This window comes from Streptomyces umbrinus, assembly GCF_030817415.1.
Classification (GTDB): domain Bacteria; phylum Actinomycetota; class Actinomycetes; order Streptomycetales; family Streptomycetaceae; genus Streptomyces; species Streptomyces umbrinus_A.
Genome location: NZ_JAUSZI010000002.1, coordinates 3,389,027 through 3,405,529 on the forward strand (window position 1 = coordinate 3,389,027; position 16,503 = coordinate 3,405,529).

Below are 16,503 nucleotides of genomic sequence, written 5' to 3' on the forward strand. Positions count from 1 at the left end.
ACCCTCAGACGCCCGTCGACGGAACGTTCCGTCGACGGGCGTCGTCCATACACGGATACCCTTGACAGGTGACCGACGCCCAAGAGACCGCAGCAGACAGTTCACTGCGAACCACCGGAGGCGCTCCTCCGGACGACGTCGAACCGGCGCCGATCCCCTTGCTGGAGCCCCGCGACGGAATTCCGCCCGTCATCGCCGACGAGGCCTCGCTCGCCGAGGTGATCGCCGCGTTCGAAGCCGGCAGCGGCCCCGTCGCCGTGGACGCCGAGCGGGCGTCCGGCTATCGCTACGGCCAGCGCGCGTATCTGGTGCAGCTGCGCCGCGAGGGCGCGGGCACCGCACTGATCGATCCCGTCGCCTGCCCCGACCTGTCGGGCCTCGGCGAGGCGCTCTCCGGGGTGGAGTGGGTGCTGCACGCGGCCACCCAGGATCTGCCGTGTCTGCGCGAGATAGGCATGGTCCCCAGCCTCCTGTTCGACACCGAGCTGGCCGGACGGCTCGCCGGGTTCCCGCGGGTCGGCCTCGGTGCGATGGTCGAGGGCGTCCTGGGCTTCGTACTGGAGAAGGGACACTCCGCGGTCGACTGGTCGACGCGTCCGCTGCCCGAGCCGTGGCTGCGCTACGCCGCGCTCGACGTGGAACTGCTCGTCGACCTGCGGGACGCGCTGGAGAAGGAGCTCGACCGGCAGGGCAAGCTGGAGTGGGCCCGCCAGGAGTTCGACGCGATCGCCTCGGCGCCCCCGCCGGAGCCCCGCAAGGACCCGTGGCGCCGTACGTCCGGCATGCACAAGGTGCGCCGCCGCCGGCAGATGGCGGTCGTACGGGAGCTGTGGGAGACCCGGGACCGGGTCGCGCAGCGCCGGGACATCTCGCCCGGCAAGGTGCTCGGGGACGCGGCCATCGTGGAAGCCGCCCTCTCACTTCCGGCCAACGTGCACGCGCTCGCCGCGCTGAACGGATTCGGGCACCGGATGGGGCGACGTCAGCTGGAGCAGTGGCAGGCCGCCGTCGACCGTGCGAAGGAGCTGCCGGACGCCGAGCTGCCGCAGCCCGGACAGCCGGTGACCGGGCCTCCGCCGCCGCGGGCCTGGGCGGAGAAGGACCCGGTGGCCGCGGCTCGGCTGTCCGCGGCGCGGGCCGCCGTCTCCGCGCTGGCGGAGACGCTGAACATGCCTCAGGAGAACCTGATCACCCCTGACACGGTTCGGCGGGTTTGCTGGGAGCCGCCTGCTTCCGCGGACGCGGAGTCGGTCGCGGCCGCGCTCGCCGGGTACGGGGCTCGGCCCTGGCAGGTGGAGCAGGTCACGCCGGTGTTGGTGGTGGCGTTGGCCGCCAAGGCCAAGACCAAGGAGTAGGCGAGGTTCGCCGGATCGCCCCTGAACGGCCCGCGCCCCTGACGGGGCGGCGGGCCGTCCTTACTTCGTCGCGCCCCTCGTGAAGCCGTTGTAGATGTAGCGCTGCAGGAACAGGAAGACGAGCAGGGTCGGCAGGATCACGAGGATCGCTCCTGCCGCGATCGTCTCCCAGTGGGCTCCGAAGGGGCCCTTGAAGCGGAACAGGGACGTTGAGATCACGCCAAGATCCTCGGACGGCATGTAGAGGAACGGGATGTAGAAGTCGTTGTAGACCGTGATCCCCTTGACGATGACCACCGTCGCGATCGCGGGCTTCAGCAGCGGAAGGATGATCTTCCGGTAGATCGTGAAGGCGCTCGCGCCGTCGAGCCGGGCGGACTCGTCCAGGGAGACCGGGATCGACCGGACGAACTGCAGGAAGATGTAGATCGAGACGATGTCCGTGCCCATGTAGAGCACGATCGGTGCCCAGCGGCTGTCGAACATGCCGAAGCTGTCGACGATCTGGAAGGTCGCCACCTGGGTGGTCACGCCGGGTACGAGCGTGGCGACCAGGAAGAGCGCGACGACCAGCTTTCTGAAGCGGAAGGTGTAGCGGTCGATCGCGTACGCCGCCATCGACCCGATGATCACCGTGGCGGTGACGGAGAACAGCAGGATGAACGCGGTGTTCCCGAACGCGGAGAGCATCCGGCCGTCCTGGAACGCCGTCACGTAGTTGTCGAAGTTCAGCAGGTCGTCCGGGAGTTGGAGCGCCCCGCTGTCGTTCGCCATCTCCTTCTCGGACTTGAGGGAGGTGAGCTGGACTACGAGGAGCGGGAGCAGGACGACCACGCTCGCGACGACCAGTGACAGGTAGGTGAGGGTCCGGGCGATCCCGCTGCGGGACATGCGGCTCATACGAGATCCACCTTGTCGTCCGGGACGAGGCGTCGCTGCACCCACGTCACCGCCAGGATGATCAGCAGGAGCACGACCGCGGCCGCCGAGGCGAGCCCCGTCTTGTTGAACTGGAAGGCCAGCTTCACCGTCTGGATCACGAAGGTCTCGGTGCCTGTCGCGCCGCCGGTCATGATGAACGGCACCTCGAAGGCCGACAGCGAGCCGGAGATGGAGAGGATGACGGTCAGGCTGAGTACGGGCCTGATGCCGGGCGCGATGATGTACCGGAACTGGTGCCAGCGGTTCGCCCCGTCCAGCTCGGCGGCCTCGTACAGCTCCCCCGGGATGGACTGGATGGCGCCGAGGAACAGGACGAAGTTCAGGCCCATGTAGCGCCAGACGGAGACGCCGGCCAGCGAGACGTTCGCGGAGACCGGGGTACCCAGCCAGGCGCGGTCGGAGTGGACGCCGAAGAGGCTCAGCACCGAGTCGAGCGTGCCGCCGTCCTGGAAGAAGTAGAGGAAGACGAAGCCGATCGCGACCCCGTTGATCAGGTACGGGAAGAAGAGGATGCCCTTGAAGAAGTTCCGGAAGCGGACGTTGAAGCTCAGGACCGTCGCGAAGTAGAGCGCGGCGACTATCTGGATCACCGATGCGGCCAGGTAGTAGCCGCTGACGAAGAAGACCTCGAACAGCTCGGGGCGGGTGAAGAGTTCGACGTAGTTCTCGGCGCCCGTGTAGCTCAGCTCGGGGCTGACGCCGTCCCAGTCGGTGAAGCTGTACGCGACCATGTTGGCGACCGGCGCGTAGGTGAACGTGATCAGCAGGACCAGCGGGGCGGCGAGGAAGAGCCACGGGGTCAGGCCCCTCCTCAGGCGCAGACGGCGTGGGGCGCGGGCCGGGCGGGCGGCGGGCGCGGCCTCCTTCGGCCGCGCCGCCTTCTCGGTGGTGTCCGTCATCAGGACCCCGAGGACTTCCGCGCCTCTTCCCAGCGCTTGCCCAGGTCGCCCAGGAAGTCGTCGAGGCTGCCCTTCCTGGCGCCGCGGGCCAGGTCGACGAGGTCCTGGCGGTAGTCGGGCTTGTAGATGCCGACCTCGGACTGGTTGTCGATCTCCTTGACCGCAGCGCCCTTGGCGTCGTCGAGCTCGATGAGCTTCACGCCCGCGTCCTCGTACGGCTGCAGCACCTCGGGCAGCGGGGCGCCCTTGACGGGCGAGAGGGTCAGGTTGTCGGCCGCGTAGCCGGACTTGTCGGTGAACCAGTCGATCCAGGCACGGGCCGCCTCCTTGTGGTCCGAGTTGACGTTGACGGCCTGGTTGTAGTCCGGCGACATGGTCGCGCAGAACTTCCCGTCCTGCTGGGCGGGGAAGGGCATGAAGCCGATGTCGTCCGGGTTCGCGTCCGCCTGCTTCGCCGCCGCCCGGAACTGGGTGACCGCCCAGGAGCCGAGCCACATCGTGGCGATGTCTCCGTTGGCCAACTTGGGCTTGGAGGCTTCCCAGTTGGTGGTCGTCGGGTGCTTCTCGATCAGCCCGCCGCGCACGATGTCGTACAGCATGGTGTCGCCGATACGCAGGTCCTCGCCCTCGGCCCATGGGTCGCCCTCGGCTAGCCTGCTCGTCGCCTTCGGGTCACAACTGACAGCGCCGTCGACGTACGTCCAGTTCGTCAGCGGCCACATGTCCTTGAAGTTCGTGTAGTACGGGATCGCGTCGGTCTTGGACTTGATGGCCTTCAGACCGTCGATGAACTGGGCCGGTGAGGTGGGCCAGTCGGTGATCCCGGCCTCCTTCCAGACCCGCTTGTTGTAGAGGAAGCCGGGGAGCGCTCCCATCGGGCTCTGCCCGTAGACCTTGCCGTCGACCGTGGTGAAGTCGGTGAACAGGTACTTCTTCGCGCGCTCGGTCTCGGTGCCGAGGGACGCGAAGAACCTGGGGTAGTCGCTCTTCTTGATCACGGCGGGGATCATCAGCACATCGCCGTAGTTCTCGGTGTTCATCCGGATCTTGACCTCGCCCTCGTAGTCCGTGAGGGCGTCGAACTCGACCTTGACCTTGGGATAGTCCTTGTTGAACTCGGCGGCGTACTTCTTCATCGTGCCGTCCTGCACCAGGTCGGTGCGGTGCGTGAGGACCGTGATCGTGCCGGTCACCTTGTCCGGGTCGACGGGGGCCTTGGCGTCCGCGCCCTTCGACGTGCCTCCGCTTCCGGTACAGCCCGCGGCCAGCAGTGCGGCGGCGAGGAGACTTCCGGCGAGTTTCGTGCGGCGGTTCATTTGCACCAGCTCCGTTCAGGGACGGATGAGCACGAGTGGGGATGGCTGGTTCCGCACTCTGGCAGTCGCCACTAAACCGGTAAAGTCCTTATTTCGGCCAACGATTCAAGAGTGTGTACCAGCCCTGGTCAGCAATGTCCTATACCGGTTTAGGAGTGCGCATGCTGGACGTCACACCGATCGACGAGGGATGGATCCTGCGGCACGACGGGGCCGCGCTCCCCGCCACGGTGCCGGGCTGTGTGCACACGGATCTGCTGGCGGCTGGGGTCATCCCGGACCCGTTCCTCGGGCGGAACGAGACCGACGTGGCGTGGGTGGGGCGGCGCGACTGGACGTACGAGACGACGCTCACCCCGATCCCGGGCGGGCACGAGCAGACGGACCTCGTCCTCGACGGTCTCGACACCGCGGCGGAGATCCGGCTCGACGGTCGACTCCTGGGCTCCGTACGGAACATGCACCGCTCGCACCGCTTCGACATCACGGGGCTCGGCGGCCGGCTCTCGGTGAACTTCCGCTCGGCCTACGGTGAGGCGGAGGCGGTGCGCGGGCGGCTCGGCGAGCGGCCGAACGCCTATCCCGAGCCCTTCCAGTACATCCGCAAGATGGCCTGCTCCTTCGGCTGGGACTGGGGGCCGACACTGGTGACGGCCGGCATCTGGAAGCGGGTGCGCCTGGAGCACTGGTCGACGGCACGGATCGCCCGGGTGCGTCCGGTCGTGACGGTCGAACAGGGCGTGGGGCGCGTCGAGTTGTACGTCGACGTCGAACGGACCAGGGTCGAGGCGGGGCTCACCCTGGGCGCGAGGATCGGCGGCATCCGGGCGGAGGCGACGGTCGACGGCACCAGCGGGGTCGTCCGCCTCGAAGTGCCGGAGGTCGATCTGTGGTGGCCACGCGGGTACGGCGAACAGCCGCTGTACGACGTCGAGTTGTGGCTCGGCCACGAGGGGCTGCTGGACATCTGGCGGCGCCGGATCGGCTTCAGGACCGTCGAGCTGGACCGCGGGTCCGACGAGCACGGGTCGGGCTTCACCCTCGTCGTGAACGGCGAGCGGCTCTTCGCCCGGGGCGTCAACTGGATCCCGGACGACGTCCTCCCGTCCCGGATCACCCGCGAGCTGTACCGCACCCGGCTGACCCAGGCGGCCGACGCGGGCGTGGATCTCGTACGCGTCTGGGGGGGCGGCATCTACGAGAGCGAGGACTTCTACGACGCCTGCGACGAGTTGGGCCTGCTGGTCTGGCAGGACTTCCCCTTCGCCTGCGCCGCCTACCCCGAGGAACAGCCGCTGCGGGGCGAGGTGGAGGCCGAGGCGCGCGAGAACGTCGTACGGCTGATGCCGCACCCCTCGCTCGTGCTGTGGAACGGCAACAACGAGAACCTGTGGGGCTTCAAGGACTGGGGCTGGGAGCAGCGGCTGGCCGGGGACTCGTGGGGCGAGGGCTACTACCTCGGTCTACTGCCGCGTGTCGTCGCCGAGTTGGACCCGACACGGCCGTACACGCCGGGCAGCCCCTGGTCCGGTTCCTGGGACCGCCACCCGAACGATCCGGCGCACGGCACGCACCACTCCTGGGAGGTGTGGAACCGGGAGGACTACGCGGACTACCGGCTCCATGTCCCTCGATTCGTGGCCGAGTTCGGCTGGCAGGCACCGCCCGCGTACGCCACGCTGCGGCGCGCCCTGCCCGACGAGCAACTCGCGCCCGACTCCCCCGGCATGCTGCACCACCAGAAGGCCGACGACGGCAACGGCAAGCTGATGCGCGGGCTCGCCCGGCACTTCCCCGTGCCCGAACAGGGCTTCTTCGAGGGCGACTTCGACCGGTGGCACTACCTCACCCAGGTCAACCAGGCACGGGCCGTAGCCGCCGGGATCGAGCACTGGCGCTCCCACTGGCCGGTGTGCGCGGGCACGATCGTCTGGCAGCTCAACGACTGCTGGCCGGTGACCTCCTGGGCGGCGATCGACGGCGACGGCCGCGAGAAGCCGCTCTACCACGAGCTGAAGAGGCTGTACGCGGACCGGCTGCTCACGCTTCAACCGCGGGGTGAGGGGCTGGTGTTGGCGGTGATCAACCAGGCCGCTGATCCCTGGAAGGGCCGCCTGACGTTGCGCCGGATGTCGGTGGAGGGGGATGTCGTGGCCGAGGCAAGTGTGGGGTTCGACGCCGGGGCGCGGGCCGTCGCCGATGTGCGTGTGCCGAGGGAGCTGGAGCCTGTCGGGCCCAAGGAGTTCCTGGTGGCGGACGGGGACGCGGGCTCGGACGGGGGCGGGGACGTTCTGCGGGCGCTGCACTTTCCGGTGCCGGACCGTGAAGTCCCGTACCCCCGGCCGCGGTTCGACATCTCGGTCTCTCCGGGCGGCGATCAGGTGACCGTCACGGCCCATACGCTCGTACGGGATCTGCTGCTGCAGGCCGACCGGCTGGCGCCCTCGGCGTCGGCCGACCGGGGGCTCGTGACGCTGCTTCCCGGAGAACAGGTGACCTTCGGCGTGCGCGGCTGGGAGACTCTGGACGATCTGGACGCGGAGACCGCACGATCCGCCCTGTACTGCGTGGAGCCCGCCCGATGACGACACCACCCCGCGTCACGATCAAGGACGTCGCGGCCCGCGCCGGGGTGTCCAAGGGGGCCGTGTCGCTCGCCTTCAACCACAAGCCGGGGCTCGCCGACGCGACCCGGGACCGGATCTTCGAGGCGGCGCGCGAGTTGGGCTGGGCGCCCAACCTCGCCGCCCGGTCGCTCTCCAATCGGCGCGTGGATGTGATCGGCCTCGCCATCTGCCGGCCGGCGAAGCTGCTCGGGCTCGAACCGTTCTACATGGAGTTCATCTCGGGTGTGGAGAGCGTGCTGACCGAGCACTCGTGCTCCCTGCTGCTGCGGCTCGTGCGCACGGTGGAGGAGGAGGTCGGGCTCCAGGACTCCTGGTGGCGGGGCAAGCAGATCAGCGGGTCGATCCTGGTCGACTTCCGGGCCGACGATCCGCGCGTGCCCGCCGTCGAGCGGCTCGGCATGCCCGTCGTGGCCGTCGGACACCCCTCGCTCACCGGCGGCCTCACCTCCGTGTGGACCGACGACGCGACCGCCGTCACCGAGGCCGTGCGGTATCTCGCGGCGCTCGGGCATCGGCGGGTCGCCCGGGTCGGCGGTGCGGCCGCGCTCGGCCACACGGCGATCCGTACCGCCGCGTTCGACGAGGCGGCGCGGGTCCTTGAGCTGGCCGGGGCCCAGCAGGTGGCCACGGATTTCTCGGGGGACGCGGGGGCGAGGGCGACGCGGTGGCTGCTGACCGCCGCAGCGGGTGATCGGCCTACGGCGATCGTGTACGACAACGACATCATGGCGGTGGCTGGTCTTTCGGTGGCCGCGGAGATGGGGCTGTCGGTGCCGGGCGATGTGTCGCTGCTCGCCTGGGACGACTCCCAGCTGTGCCGGCTGACGCATCCGACGCTGTCCGCGATGAGCCATGACGTGCATGGGTTCGGGGCCGACGTTGCTCGAACGTTGTTCGGCGTCGTCACGGGGGAAGGGGGTGGGGGGTCGCATCCGGTGCCTACGCCCGTGCTGACCCCCCGGGGGTCCACGGCGCCGCCGCGGTAGGGGCTAGTACGGGGGTGCGGGTGCGTCGTGGCTTGTCGCGCAGTTCCCCGCGCCCCTGAAAGCGGGGCTGCGCCCCTGCTTCTGTCTATTGAGGGGCGCGGGGAACTGCGCGATCAGCCACGACGCACCCGCAGATGTCACTCAGCCGGCCTCTGAAGGCACGGAAAGACATGTGACCTTCGCCGCTCCCCCTTGTGGGACTGTGCAGGGTGGTTACCCGCAAGTAGCATGGGAGGTGAGCGCGCGCTCAGGGCGTGTGTGTCGCGCAGTAGTGCAATCCCGCATCTGGAGGAGAGCCATCGTGCCTCGTACCGTCAGGGACGTCGTCTTCGTCGACGGCGTCCGCACCCCGTTCGGCAAGGCGGGCCCGAAGGGCATCTACCACGAGACCCGTGCCGACGACCTCGTCGTGAAGGCGATCCGGGAGCTGCTGCGCCGCAACCCCGGTCTCGACCCGAAGAAGATCGACGAGGTCGCCATCGCCGCGACCACGCAGATCGGCGACCAGGGCCTGACGCTGGGCCGCACGGCCGGAATCCTGGCCGGGCTGCCGCAGTCCGTGCCGGGTTACTCGATCGACCGCATGTGTGCCGGTGCGCTGACCGCGGTCACCTCGACCGCCGGCTCCATCGCGTTCGGCGCGTACGACGCCGTCATCGCCGGTGGTGTCGAGCACATGGGCCGCCACCCCATGGGCGAGGGCGTGGACCCGAACCCGCGGTTCGTCAGCGAGAAGCTGGTCGACGAGTCCGCCCTGTTCATGGGCATGACCGCCGAGAACCTGCACGACCGCTACCCGCACATCACCAAGCAGCGCACCGACGAGTACGCCGTGCGCTCGCAGGAGAAGGCGGCCAAGGCCTACGCGAACGGCAAGATCCAGGCCGACCTGGTCCCGATCTCCGTACGCCGTACGAACGCCGAGGCGGGCGAGACGGGCTGGGGCCTGGTCACCGCCGACGAGCCGATGCGTCCGGGCACGACGCTGGAGAACCTCGCCGGGCTGAAGACGCCGTTCCGTGTGCACGGGCGGGTCACCGCGGGTAACGCGGCCGGCCTGAACGACGGCGCCACCGCGTCGATCATCGCGTCCGAGGACTTCGCCCGCGAGAACAACCTGCCGGTCAAGATGCGCCTGGTCTCGTACGCCTTCGTGGGCGTCGAGCCCGAGGTGATGGGCTACGGCCCGATCCCGGCCACGGAGAAGGCGCTGGCGAAGGCCGGTCTCTCCATCGAGGACATCAACCTCTTCGAGATCAACGAGGCCTTCGCCATCCAGGTCCTCGCGTTCCTCGACCACTACGGCATCGCCGACGACGACGCGCGCGTCAACCAGTACGGCGGCGCCATCGCGTACGGCCACCCGCTGGCCTCCTCCGGCGTCCGGCTGATGACGCAGCTGGCCCGCCAGTTCGAGGAGCAGCCGGAGGTCCGTTACGGCCTCACCACCATGTGCGTCGGCTTCGGCATGGGCGCCACGGTGATCTGGGAGAACCCGCACCACAAGGACGCCGGAGGCGACAAGTGAGCACCACTGAACTCCTGAAGGGCGCGGCCGAGCTGTTCCCCGACGAGGTCGTGACGTCGGCGCACGTACGCCACCTCGACCTGCCGTTCGGCGCCGGGCGCTTCGCGCTCATCACGCTGGACAACGGCCTCGACCACACCAAGCCGACCACCTTCGGCCCGGCCTCGCTGGCGAACCTCGACGCCGCGATCGACCAGGTCGAGAAGGAGGCCGCGGCCGGCGAGATCATCGGCGCCGGTGTCACCGGCAAGCCGTTCATCTTCGCGGTCGGCGCGGACCTCAAGGGCGTCGAGCTCCTGAAGGACCACAAGGACGCGCTGGCCATCGGCAAGGGCGGCCACGAGGTCTTCAAGCGACTCGCGGCCCTCTCGGTCCCGACCTTCGCGTACTACAACGGCGCGGCCATGGGCGGCGGCGTCGAGGTCGGTCTGCACTGCACCTACCGGACCGTCTCGAAGGCCCTGCCGGCCTTCTCGCTGCCCGAGGTGTTCCTGGGCCTGGTCCCGGGCTGGGGCGGCTGCACGCTGCTCCCGAACCTCATCGGCGCCGAGCGTGCCGTGAGCGTGATCATCGAGAACTCGCTCAACCAGAACAAGCAGCTCAAGGGCCAGCAGGTCTTCGACCTCGGGATCGCCGACGCCCTCTTCGAGGGTGCGGACTTCCTGGAACAGTCGCTGATCTGGACCGCCCAGGTCCTGAAGGGTGACGTCAAGGTCGAGCGTCCGGCCGTCGACCGCGGCGAGGCCTGGGACCAGGCCGTCGCCAAGGGCCGCTTCGTCGCGGACAGCAAGGTGCACGGGGCGGCCCCGGCCGCGTACCGCGCGCTGGACATCATCGCCGCGGCGAAGAACGGTGACCTGCAGCAGGGTTACGACGCCGAGGACGTGGCCCTCGCCGACCTGATCATGGGTGGCGAACTGCGCGCCGGCATCTACGCGTTCAACCTCGTACAGAAGCGCGGCAAGCGCCCCGCGGGTGCCCCGGACAAGAACCTGGCCCGCCCGGTCACCAAGGTCGGTGTCGTGGGCGCCGGTCTGATGGCCTCGCAGCTCGCCCTGCTCTTCCTGCGCCGCCTGGAGGTGCCGGTCGTGCTGACCGACATCGACCAGGAGCGCGTCGACAAGGGTGTGGGCTACGTCCACGCCGAGATCGACAAGCTGCTGCTGAAGTCCCGTATCAACCAGGACAAGGCCAACCGCCTGAAGGCCCTGGTCACCGGTGTGCTGGACAAGGCCGAGGGCTTCTCCGACGCCGACTTCATCATCGAGGCCGTCTTCGAGGAGATCGGCGTCAAGCAGCAGGTGTTCGCGGAGGTCGAGGCGGTCGCCCCGGCGCACGCGATCCTCGCCACCAACACCTCGTCCCTCTCCGTGACGGAGATGGCGTCGAAGCTGAAGAACCCCGAGCGGGTCGTGGGCTTCCACTTCTTCAACCCGGTCGCGATCCTGCCGCTCCTGGAGATTGTGCGGGGCGAGGCGACGGACGACGCCTCGCTGGCCACGGCCTTCGCCGTCGCCAAGAAGCTGAAGAAGACCGCGGTTCTGGTGAAGGACGCCCCGGCGTTCGTCGTGAACCGCATCCTCACGCGCTTCATGGGCGAGATCCAGAACGTCATCGACGAGGGCACGTCCGTCGAGGTCGCGGAGAAGGCGGTGGAGCCGCTGGGTCTGCCGATGTCTCCGCTGGTGCTCCTCGAACTGGTCGGTCCGGCGATCGGTCTGCACGTCTCCGAGACGCTGAACCGGGCCTTCCCGGAGCGCTTCACGGTCTCCTCGAACCTCGCGGCCGTCGTCAAGGCGGGCAAGCGTGGCTTCTACGTGTACGACTCCGGGAAGCCGGAGCTGGACCCGGAGGTCGCCGCGCTGCTGAAGCAGGGCGATGTCGTGCTGACCGAGGAGCAGGTGCGCGAGCGCGTCCTCGACGCCGTTGCCCAGGAGATCGGGCTCATGCTCGACGAGGGTGTCGTGGCCGAGGCCCAGGATGTCGACCTGTGCCTGATCACCGGCGCCGGCTGGCCCTTCCACCTGGGTGGGATCACGCCCTACCTGGACCGTGAGGGTGTCTCCGAGCGGGTCAACGGGAAGCCGTTCCTGGCGCGGGGTGTGGCGAGCGTCCCCGCGTAACCGCCGCGCTGTGCTTTTGAGTGCCCCGCCCGCCTCCCCGGCGTGCGGGGCACTTGACGTTCTTCGCCCCCGCCGCCCCTACCCTCCCCCACTCTCGGCTTCGCTCGAGCGGGGGGACCCCCACCGTCCCTGCCTCAGGGGCTCCGCCCCCGAACCCCCGCCAAAAGATTGCGCAGTTCCCCGCGCCCCTTTCAGGGGCGCGGGGAACTGCGCGACCAGCCACAACGAGCCCGCACCCGCACCCGGCTAAATGGTGTGCCAGGCCTCCAGCGCCAGGCCCGGTTCCTCCTTGCGGCGGGTCAGGAGGAGTTGGCCTGTGGACGGCTGGAGGGTGGCGGCCGTGACGCGGTCCTCGTGGTCGTGGGCCAGCGACAGCTGGACGTCCGAGGGGAGCTGGGGGCCCGACTCGGTCCACCACGCACCCGCCGACTCCTGCTCGGTCGGATAGGCGGCGAAGGCGACCCGGCCACTCAAGGAACGCTGGGCGAGCAACGTGCAGTCGACACCGTCGAGCGTGCACCGGATCGCGGACACCGGCCCGGGCCCGGCACAGGTGAGGAGCGCCACGGGCTCACTGCCGGCCCGCCACGCGCACAGCGTGTCCGTCTCGTCCGTGAAGAAGAGCGTCACGTGCTCTTCGGAGGTGGTGAGGGCCCGCAACGTGCCGGGCCGCGCCGCCACCTTGAGCGGCTCCTCGTCGAGCGCTGGGATGTGGCCCGGGCCGAGCTGGGTCCAGCGCAGGATGCCCGCAGGCGAGGCCGCGTACAGCTCGACGACCCCGGACTCCCGGGTCACGGCGGCCAGTTCGCCCTCGACCTCACGGCCCTTGAGGTCGCGCCACGGACCCCACCCGCCGCGTTCCTTCTGGCCGCGCATGCTGACGCCGCCGCCCCTGTTGGGTACGAAGACATGGGCGCGGCCCTGCGCGTCGACCGTGACGGCCGGTACGCCGGTCGCCTCGCCCTTCTTGTTGGGATGCCCGAGGGGGTTCCAGTCGAGGGCCGCGAGATGCGGCCGGAAGTGCGTGGCGTGGACGAGCCCCGACTCCCGCCCGCCGGTGGGACGCCAGGACACCAGATGGGCGTAACCGTCGCTTCCCTGCCCCACGGCGAGCGCGGGATGGACACGCTGGTCGCCGCCGACCGTACGGGGCGCCGACCAGGGGCCGCCCGGGTGCTGCTCGGCCCAGCACCACACCGCTTCCTCGCGCGGAGCGTAGGCGCCGAGTCTGCCGTCCCGGCCGCGTATGAGCCAGTCGCCGTTCACTGTGCGGACCATTGACACTCCCCCACTCTAATCGGGTCGTGTGATCCCCCTCCGTGCGACCCTGGCCACATGGACGCCCCGCTGCTCGTGATCGTCGACGCCGCCAATGTGGTCGGGTCCGTACCCGACGGCTGGTGGCGCGACCGCCGGGGCGCCGCGGAGCGCCTGCGGGACCTGCTCGTCCCGTACGCCACCGACGGGCTGCCGGGGCACCCGGGCCCCCTGGAGCTGGTCCTCGTGGTCGAGGGAGGCGCTCGCGGCATCGCCTCCGTTCCGGGCGTACGGGTCGACGAGGCGCCCGGCAGCGGCGACGACCGCATCGTGGAAGTGACCGCCGAAGCCGCGGACCGTCCGCGCCTGGTGGTCACGGCCGACCGTGAACTGCGCCGCCGGGTGAGCGAGTTGGGCGCGGAGGTCACGGGCCCTCGCACGGTCCGCCCCTAGGGCCTGTGCGGAGTTGTGATCTCGTGGGCCCCCGACCTGGGAAAGTCGGGGGCCTTGGAGTAAAACGGTGGGGTGTCTCGACCTCAACTTTCGGATGCCGATTGGGAGTTCATCTCCCCGTTTCTGCCGGTCGGTGAGTACGGGCCGTACCCGGAGAACCTGCGGGCGCACTTCGAGGGCGTCGTGTGGCGGTTCAGGAACGGTGCGAAATGGCGGGAGTTGCCCGAACGGTTCGGGCACTGGTCCACCGTTTACGGCCGGTTTCGGCAGTGGCGGGATGCCGGGGTGTTCGCCGCGGTGTTCCAGGGTGCCATCGCCGAGGCGGCGAAGCGGGGCCTGGTGGACTTGTCGCTGGTCAGCGTGGACTCGACCACGGTCCGGGCCCATCATGATGCTGCCGGGATGATCGTGGAGCCCGGGATCCTGGACGCGTTGGAGAAGGCCGCCGCGGAAAAAGGGGCGCCGGCCAAGACGGGCAACCGGACCCGGAGCGTGAAGAACGACGGCGCGTGAGGCGTCGCCGCAGGGCCCGGCTCGCCGTCGCCGACCTGGGACGTTCCCGCGGCGGACTGACCACCAAAGCGCATCTGTCCTGTGTGCCGCAGTGTCTGCCCCTCTCGCTCAAGATCACTGCGGGGCAAGCCGGAGACAGTCCGCAGTTCATCCCCGTCCTGAACAGGATCCGCGTCCCCGGCCCGGTCGGCCGGCCCCGCACCCGGCCCGACGCAGTCGCGGGCGATAAGGCGTACTCGTCCCGCCAGAACCGTTCTCACCTGCGCAAACGCGGGATCAAAGCGGTCATCCCCGAGAAGAAGGATCAGGCCGCCCACCGCAAGAACCGTGGCTCACGCGGCGGACGGCCCGTCACCTGGGACAAGCAGCTGTACAAGCTCCGCAACAGCGTCGAACGCACCATCAACAAGATCAAGGACTGGCGCGGTCTCGCTGTCCGCTACGACAAAAAGCCTGAAAGCTACCAGGCCGGACTCGAATTATGCGCCGGCCTCCTCTGGATCCGACACCTCGGATCACAGCCTTGATCACAACTCCGCACAGGCCCTAGCACTGCAGCCCTCACCCGACATCCCGCATCCCGCGGACCCGTACACCGCGCCCGCCCGCTCTCACCCGCCGCGTCCGCACCCCGCCCCGGCCCCTGGGAGCCACCTCACACGCGCGTACGGCACCGCCCCGCCAACCACCCCCTGCCCACTTGCTCGTACCGGGCCGTCAGGAGCCGTCGCGGCGACGGCGGTCGGCGCGCCGGGCACGTGGGCCGGCCCCGCAGTCTCCGCCGAGGCGGGACGTACGGGGCCGGTTGATCGCAGGGGTCGGTGGACCGCGAGGATCGGCTACTGCGTGTCTCCGCGCTGCGGCTTGATGACCTCGCCGACCGTGGCCTCCTCGCCGCGTCCGAGGCGGCTGTGGGAGCGGCCGTACAGGAAGTACACGAGGAAACCGATCGCCATCCAGATGCCGAACCGCAGCCAGGTCTCGGCGGGCAGGTTGAGCATCAGCCACAGCGAGGCGAGGACGGAGACGATCGGCAGGAACGGCACCAGCGGGGTGCGGAAGGAGCGGTGCAGTTCGGGGCGGGTGCGGCGGAGGATGATCACGCCGATCGCGACGACGACGAACGCGAACAGCGTGCCGATGTTGACCAGTTCGGCAAGCTCGCTGAGGCTGGTGAAGCCCGCGAGGATCGCGATGATCACGCCGAGCAGGATGGTCGGCCGGTGCGGGGTCTTGAAGCGCGGGTGGACGTGCGAGAAGAAGCGCGGCAGCAGTCCGTCGCGGCTCATCGCGAAGAAGACCCGGGTCTGGCCGAGGAGCAGGATCATGCAGACCGTCGTGAGGCCGACGGCGGCGCCGAAGCTGATGAAGCCCGCGAACCAGGGGTGCCCGGTGGCCTTGAACGCGTCGGCGAGCGGGGCGTCCACGGAGAGCTCGGTGTAGTGCTGCATACCGGTCACGACGATCGCCACCGCGACGTACAGCGTGGTGCAGATGATCAGTGAGCCGAGGATGCCGCGCGGCATGTCCCGCTGTGGGTTGCGGGTCTCCTCGGCGGCCGTGGCCACGACGTCGAAGCCGATGAAGGCGAAGAAGACGACGGAGGCGGCCGTGAAGATGCCCATCACGCCGAAGTTGGAGGGGGCCCAGCCGAACATCAGCTGGATGAGCGGGGACTGGAGATCGCCGCCCGCCGGCACCTCCTGCGCCTTCGGGATGAACGGGTCGTAGTTGTCGCCCACGATGAAGAAGGCACCGGCGATGATGACGACGAGGACGACGGTGACCTTGATGGCGACGACGACCGCGGTGATCCGGGCGGAGAGCTTCATGCCGATCACGAGGATGCCGGTGAGGACCAGCACGAGGGCGGCGGCGAGGATGTCGAAGCCGAAGCCGTCGGCCCCCTCTCTGCCGCTGAGGGAAGCCGGCAGGTGCCAGCCCGCGTTGTCCAGCAGCGAGGCGATGTAGCCCGACCAGCCGACGGCGACCACCGCCGTGCCGAGCGCGAACTCCAGCACGAGGTCCCAGCCGATGATCCAGGCGGGCAGTTCCCCGAGCGAGGCGTACGAGAACGTGTATGCCGAGCCGGCCACCGGGACGGTGGAGGCGAACTCGGCGTAGCAGAGCGCGGCGAGCGCGCAGACGACCCCGGCGACGACGAAGGCCAGGGCTACGGCGGGACCGGCGTTGTTCTTGGCGACCGTGCCGGTCAGGACGAAGATGCCGGTGCCGATGATGACACCGACGCCGAAGACGGTCAGATCCAGCGCGGACAAGGATTTCTTGAGCGCGTGCTCTGGCTCCTCGGTATCGAGGATGGACTGTTCGACCTTCTTCGTCCTGAAGAGGGTGCTGCTCACGGCGTACCTCCCACGCTTGTCGTCCTCGACATGATCGAGAGGGGGCGTGGTCCGTATGCCCCGGCGCGGCAGGTTTCACGCTAATGGGCCGGTTTCACCACCGTAAAGGGTGTGGAAACCGGCCCACTCGGCCGTGTCGGT

11 protein-coding genes and 1 pseudogene are annotated in these 16,503 nt (G+C 69.3%); 7 read left to right on the top strand and 5 right to left on the bottom strand.

Translation table 11 applies throughout. The features are described 5' to 3' along the window. The first annotated feature begins 68 nt into the window (after positions 1–68). On the top strand, positions 69–1,355 hold the full coding sequence (locus tag QF035_RS14940; RefSeq protein ID WP_307520802.1) for a ribonuclease D: 1,287 nt from the start codon (positions 69–71) through the stop codon (positions 1,353–1,355). Between the two features lie 60 nt (positions 1,356–1,415). On the opposite strand, the gene QF035_RS14945 is transcribed toward QF035_RS14940, so the two are convergent. Genes QF035_RS14945 through QF035_RS14955 form a run of 3 tightly spaced genes read right to left on the bottom strand, consistent with a single transcriptional unit; the run spans position 1,416 to position 4,512 of the window. After that, entirely contained in the window at positions 1,416–2,246 is an 831-nt protein-coding gene (locus tag QF035_RS14945) for a carbohydrate ABC transporter permease (RefSeq protein ID WP_307531123.1), read from the bottom strand. Between the two features lie 5 nt (positions 2,247–2,251). Beyond that, positions 2,252–3,196 carry a carbohydrate ABC transporter permease gene (locus QF035_RS14950; protein WP_307520804.1) on the bottom strand — a complete coding sequence of 315 codons (945 nt, stop codon included), beginning with the start codon at positions 3,194–3,196 and terminating at the stop codon, positions 2,252–2,254. Beyond that, positions 3,196–4,512, bottom strand: a complete 1,317-nt coding sequence (locus QF035_RS14955; RefSeq protein WP_307520806.1) for an ABC transporter substrate-binding protein — start codon at positions 4,510–4,512, stop codon at positions 3,196–3,198. The genes QF035_RS14950 and QF035_RS14955 overlap by 1 nt, the downstream gene beginning before the upstream one ends. Before the next feature lie 161 nt (positions 4,513–4,673). Between QF035_RS14955 and QF035_RS14960 the strand changes: the two genes are divergently transcribed. The 4 genes from QF035_RS14960 (at position 4,674) to QF035_RS14975 (ending at position 11,776) form a co-directional block, all read left to right on the top strand. Further along, complete coding sequence (locus QF035_RS14960; protein WP_307520808.1) at positions 4,674–7,097, top strand: glycoside hydrolase family 2 protein; 2,424 nt, start codon at positions 4,674–4,676, stop codon at positions 7,095–7,097. After that, entirely contained in the window at positions 7,094–8,125 is a 1,032-nt protein-coding gene (locus tag QF035_RS14965; RefSeq protein WP_307520809.1) for a LacI family DNA-binding transcriptional regulator, read from the top strand. Before QF035_RS14960 ends, QF035_RS14965 begins: the two co-directional genes overlap by 4 nt. 301 nt (positions 8,126–8,426) lie before the next feature. Then, positions 8,427–9,653: a thiolase family protein gene (locus QF035_RS14970; protein WP_143638406.1), complete on the top strand. Its 1,227-nt coding sequence runs from the start codon at positions 8,427–8,429 to the stop codon at positions 9,651–9,653. Beyond that, a complete protein-coding gene (locus QF035_RS14975) occupies positions 9,650–11,776 on the top strand; it encodes a 3-hydroxyacyl-CoA dehydrogenase NAD-binding domain-containing protein (protein WP_307520810.1) in 2,127 nt (708 codons plus the stop codon). The genes QF035_RS14970 and QF035_RS14975 overlap by 4 nt, the downstream gene beginning before the upstream one ends. Positions 11,777–12,022: 246 nt before the next feature. Here QF035_RS14975 and QF035_RS14980 read toward each other — a convergent pair whose 3' ends face one another. Beyond that, positions 12,023–13,042 (bottom strand): hypothetical protein, encoded by a 1,020-nt coding sequence (locus QF035_RS14980; RefSeq protein ID WP_307531125.1) that lies wholly within the window; start codon positions 13,040–13,042, stop codon positions 12,023–12,025. A 69-nt stretch (positions 13,043–13,111) separates the two neighbouring features. Here QF035_RS14980 and QF035_RS14985 point away from each other — a divergent pair, with 69 nt between their 5' ends. Both QF035_RS14985 and QF035_RS14990 read left to right on the top strand, forming a co-directional pair. Beyond that, positions 13,112–13,486: an NTP pyrophosphohydrolase gene (locus QF035_RS14985; RefSeq protein ID WP_307520811.1), complete on the top strand. Its 375-nt coding sequence runs from the start codon at positions 13,112–13,114 to the stop codon at positions 13,484–13,486. Positions 13,487–13,558: 72 nt separating this feature from the next. Continuing rightward, a pseudogene (locus QF035_RS14990) lies at positions 13,559–14,526 on the top strand (IS5 family transposase). Between the two features lie 312 nt (positions 14,527–14,838). On the opposite strand, the gene QF035_RS14995 reads toward QF035_RS14990, so the two are convergent. Then, complete coding sequence (locus QF035_RS14995) at positions 14,839–16,362, bottom strand: amino acid permease (protein WP_307520812.1); 1,524 nt, start codon at positions 16,360–16,362, stop codon at positions 14,839–14,841. Between the last annotated feature and the right edge of the window lie 141 nt (positions 16,363–16,503).

Coding starts and splice junctions, on each gene's coding strand:
- QF035_RS14945 (WP_307531123.1), bottom strand. CDS start 2,246: ATGTCCCGCAGCGGGATCGCCCGGACCCTCACCTACCTGTCACTGGTC.
- QF035_RS14950 (WP_307520804.1), bottom strand. CDS start 3,196: ATGACGGACACCACCGAGAAGGCGGCGCGGCCGAAGGAGGCCGCGCCC.
- QF035_RS14955 (WP_307520806.1), bottom strand. CDS start 4,512: ATGAACCGCCGCACGAAACTCGCCGGAAGTCTCCTCGCCGCCGCACTG.
- QF035_RS14960 (WP_307520808.1), top strand. CDS start 4,674: ATGCTGGACGTCACACCGATCGACGAGGGATGGATCCTGCGGCACGAC.
- QF035_RS14965 (WP_307520809.1), top strand. CDS start 7,094: ATGACGACACCACCCCGCGTCACGATCAAGGACGTCGCGGCCCGCGCC.
- QF035_RS14985 (WP_307520811.1), top strand. CDS start 13,112: ATGGACGCCCCGCTGCTCGTGATCGTCGACGCCGCCAATGTGGTCGGG.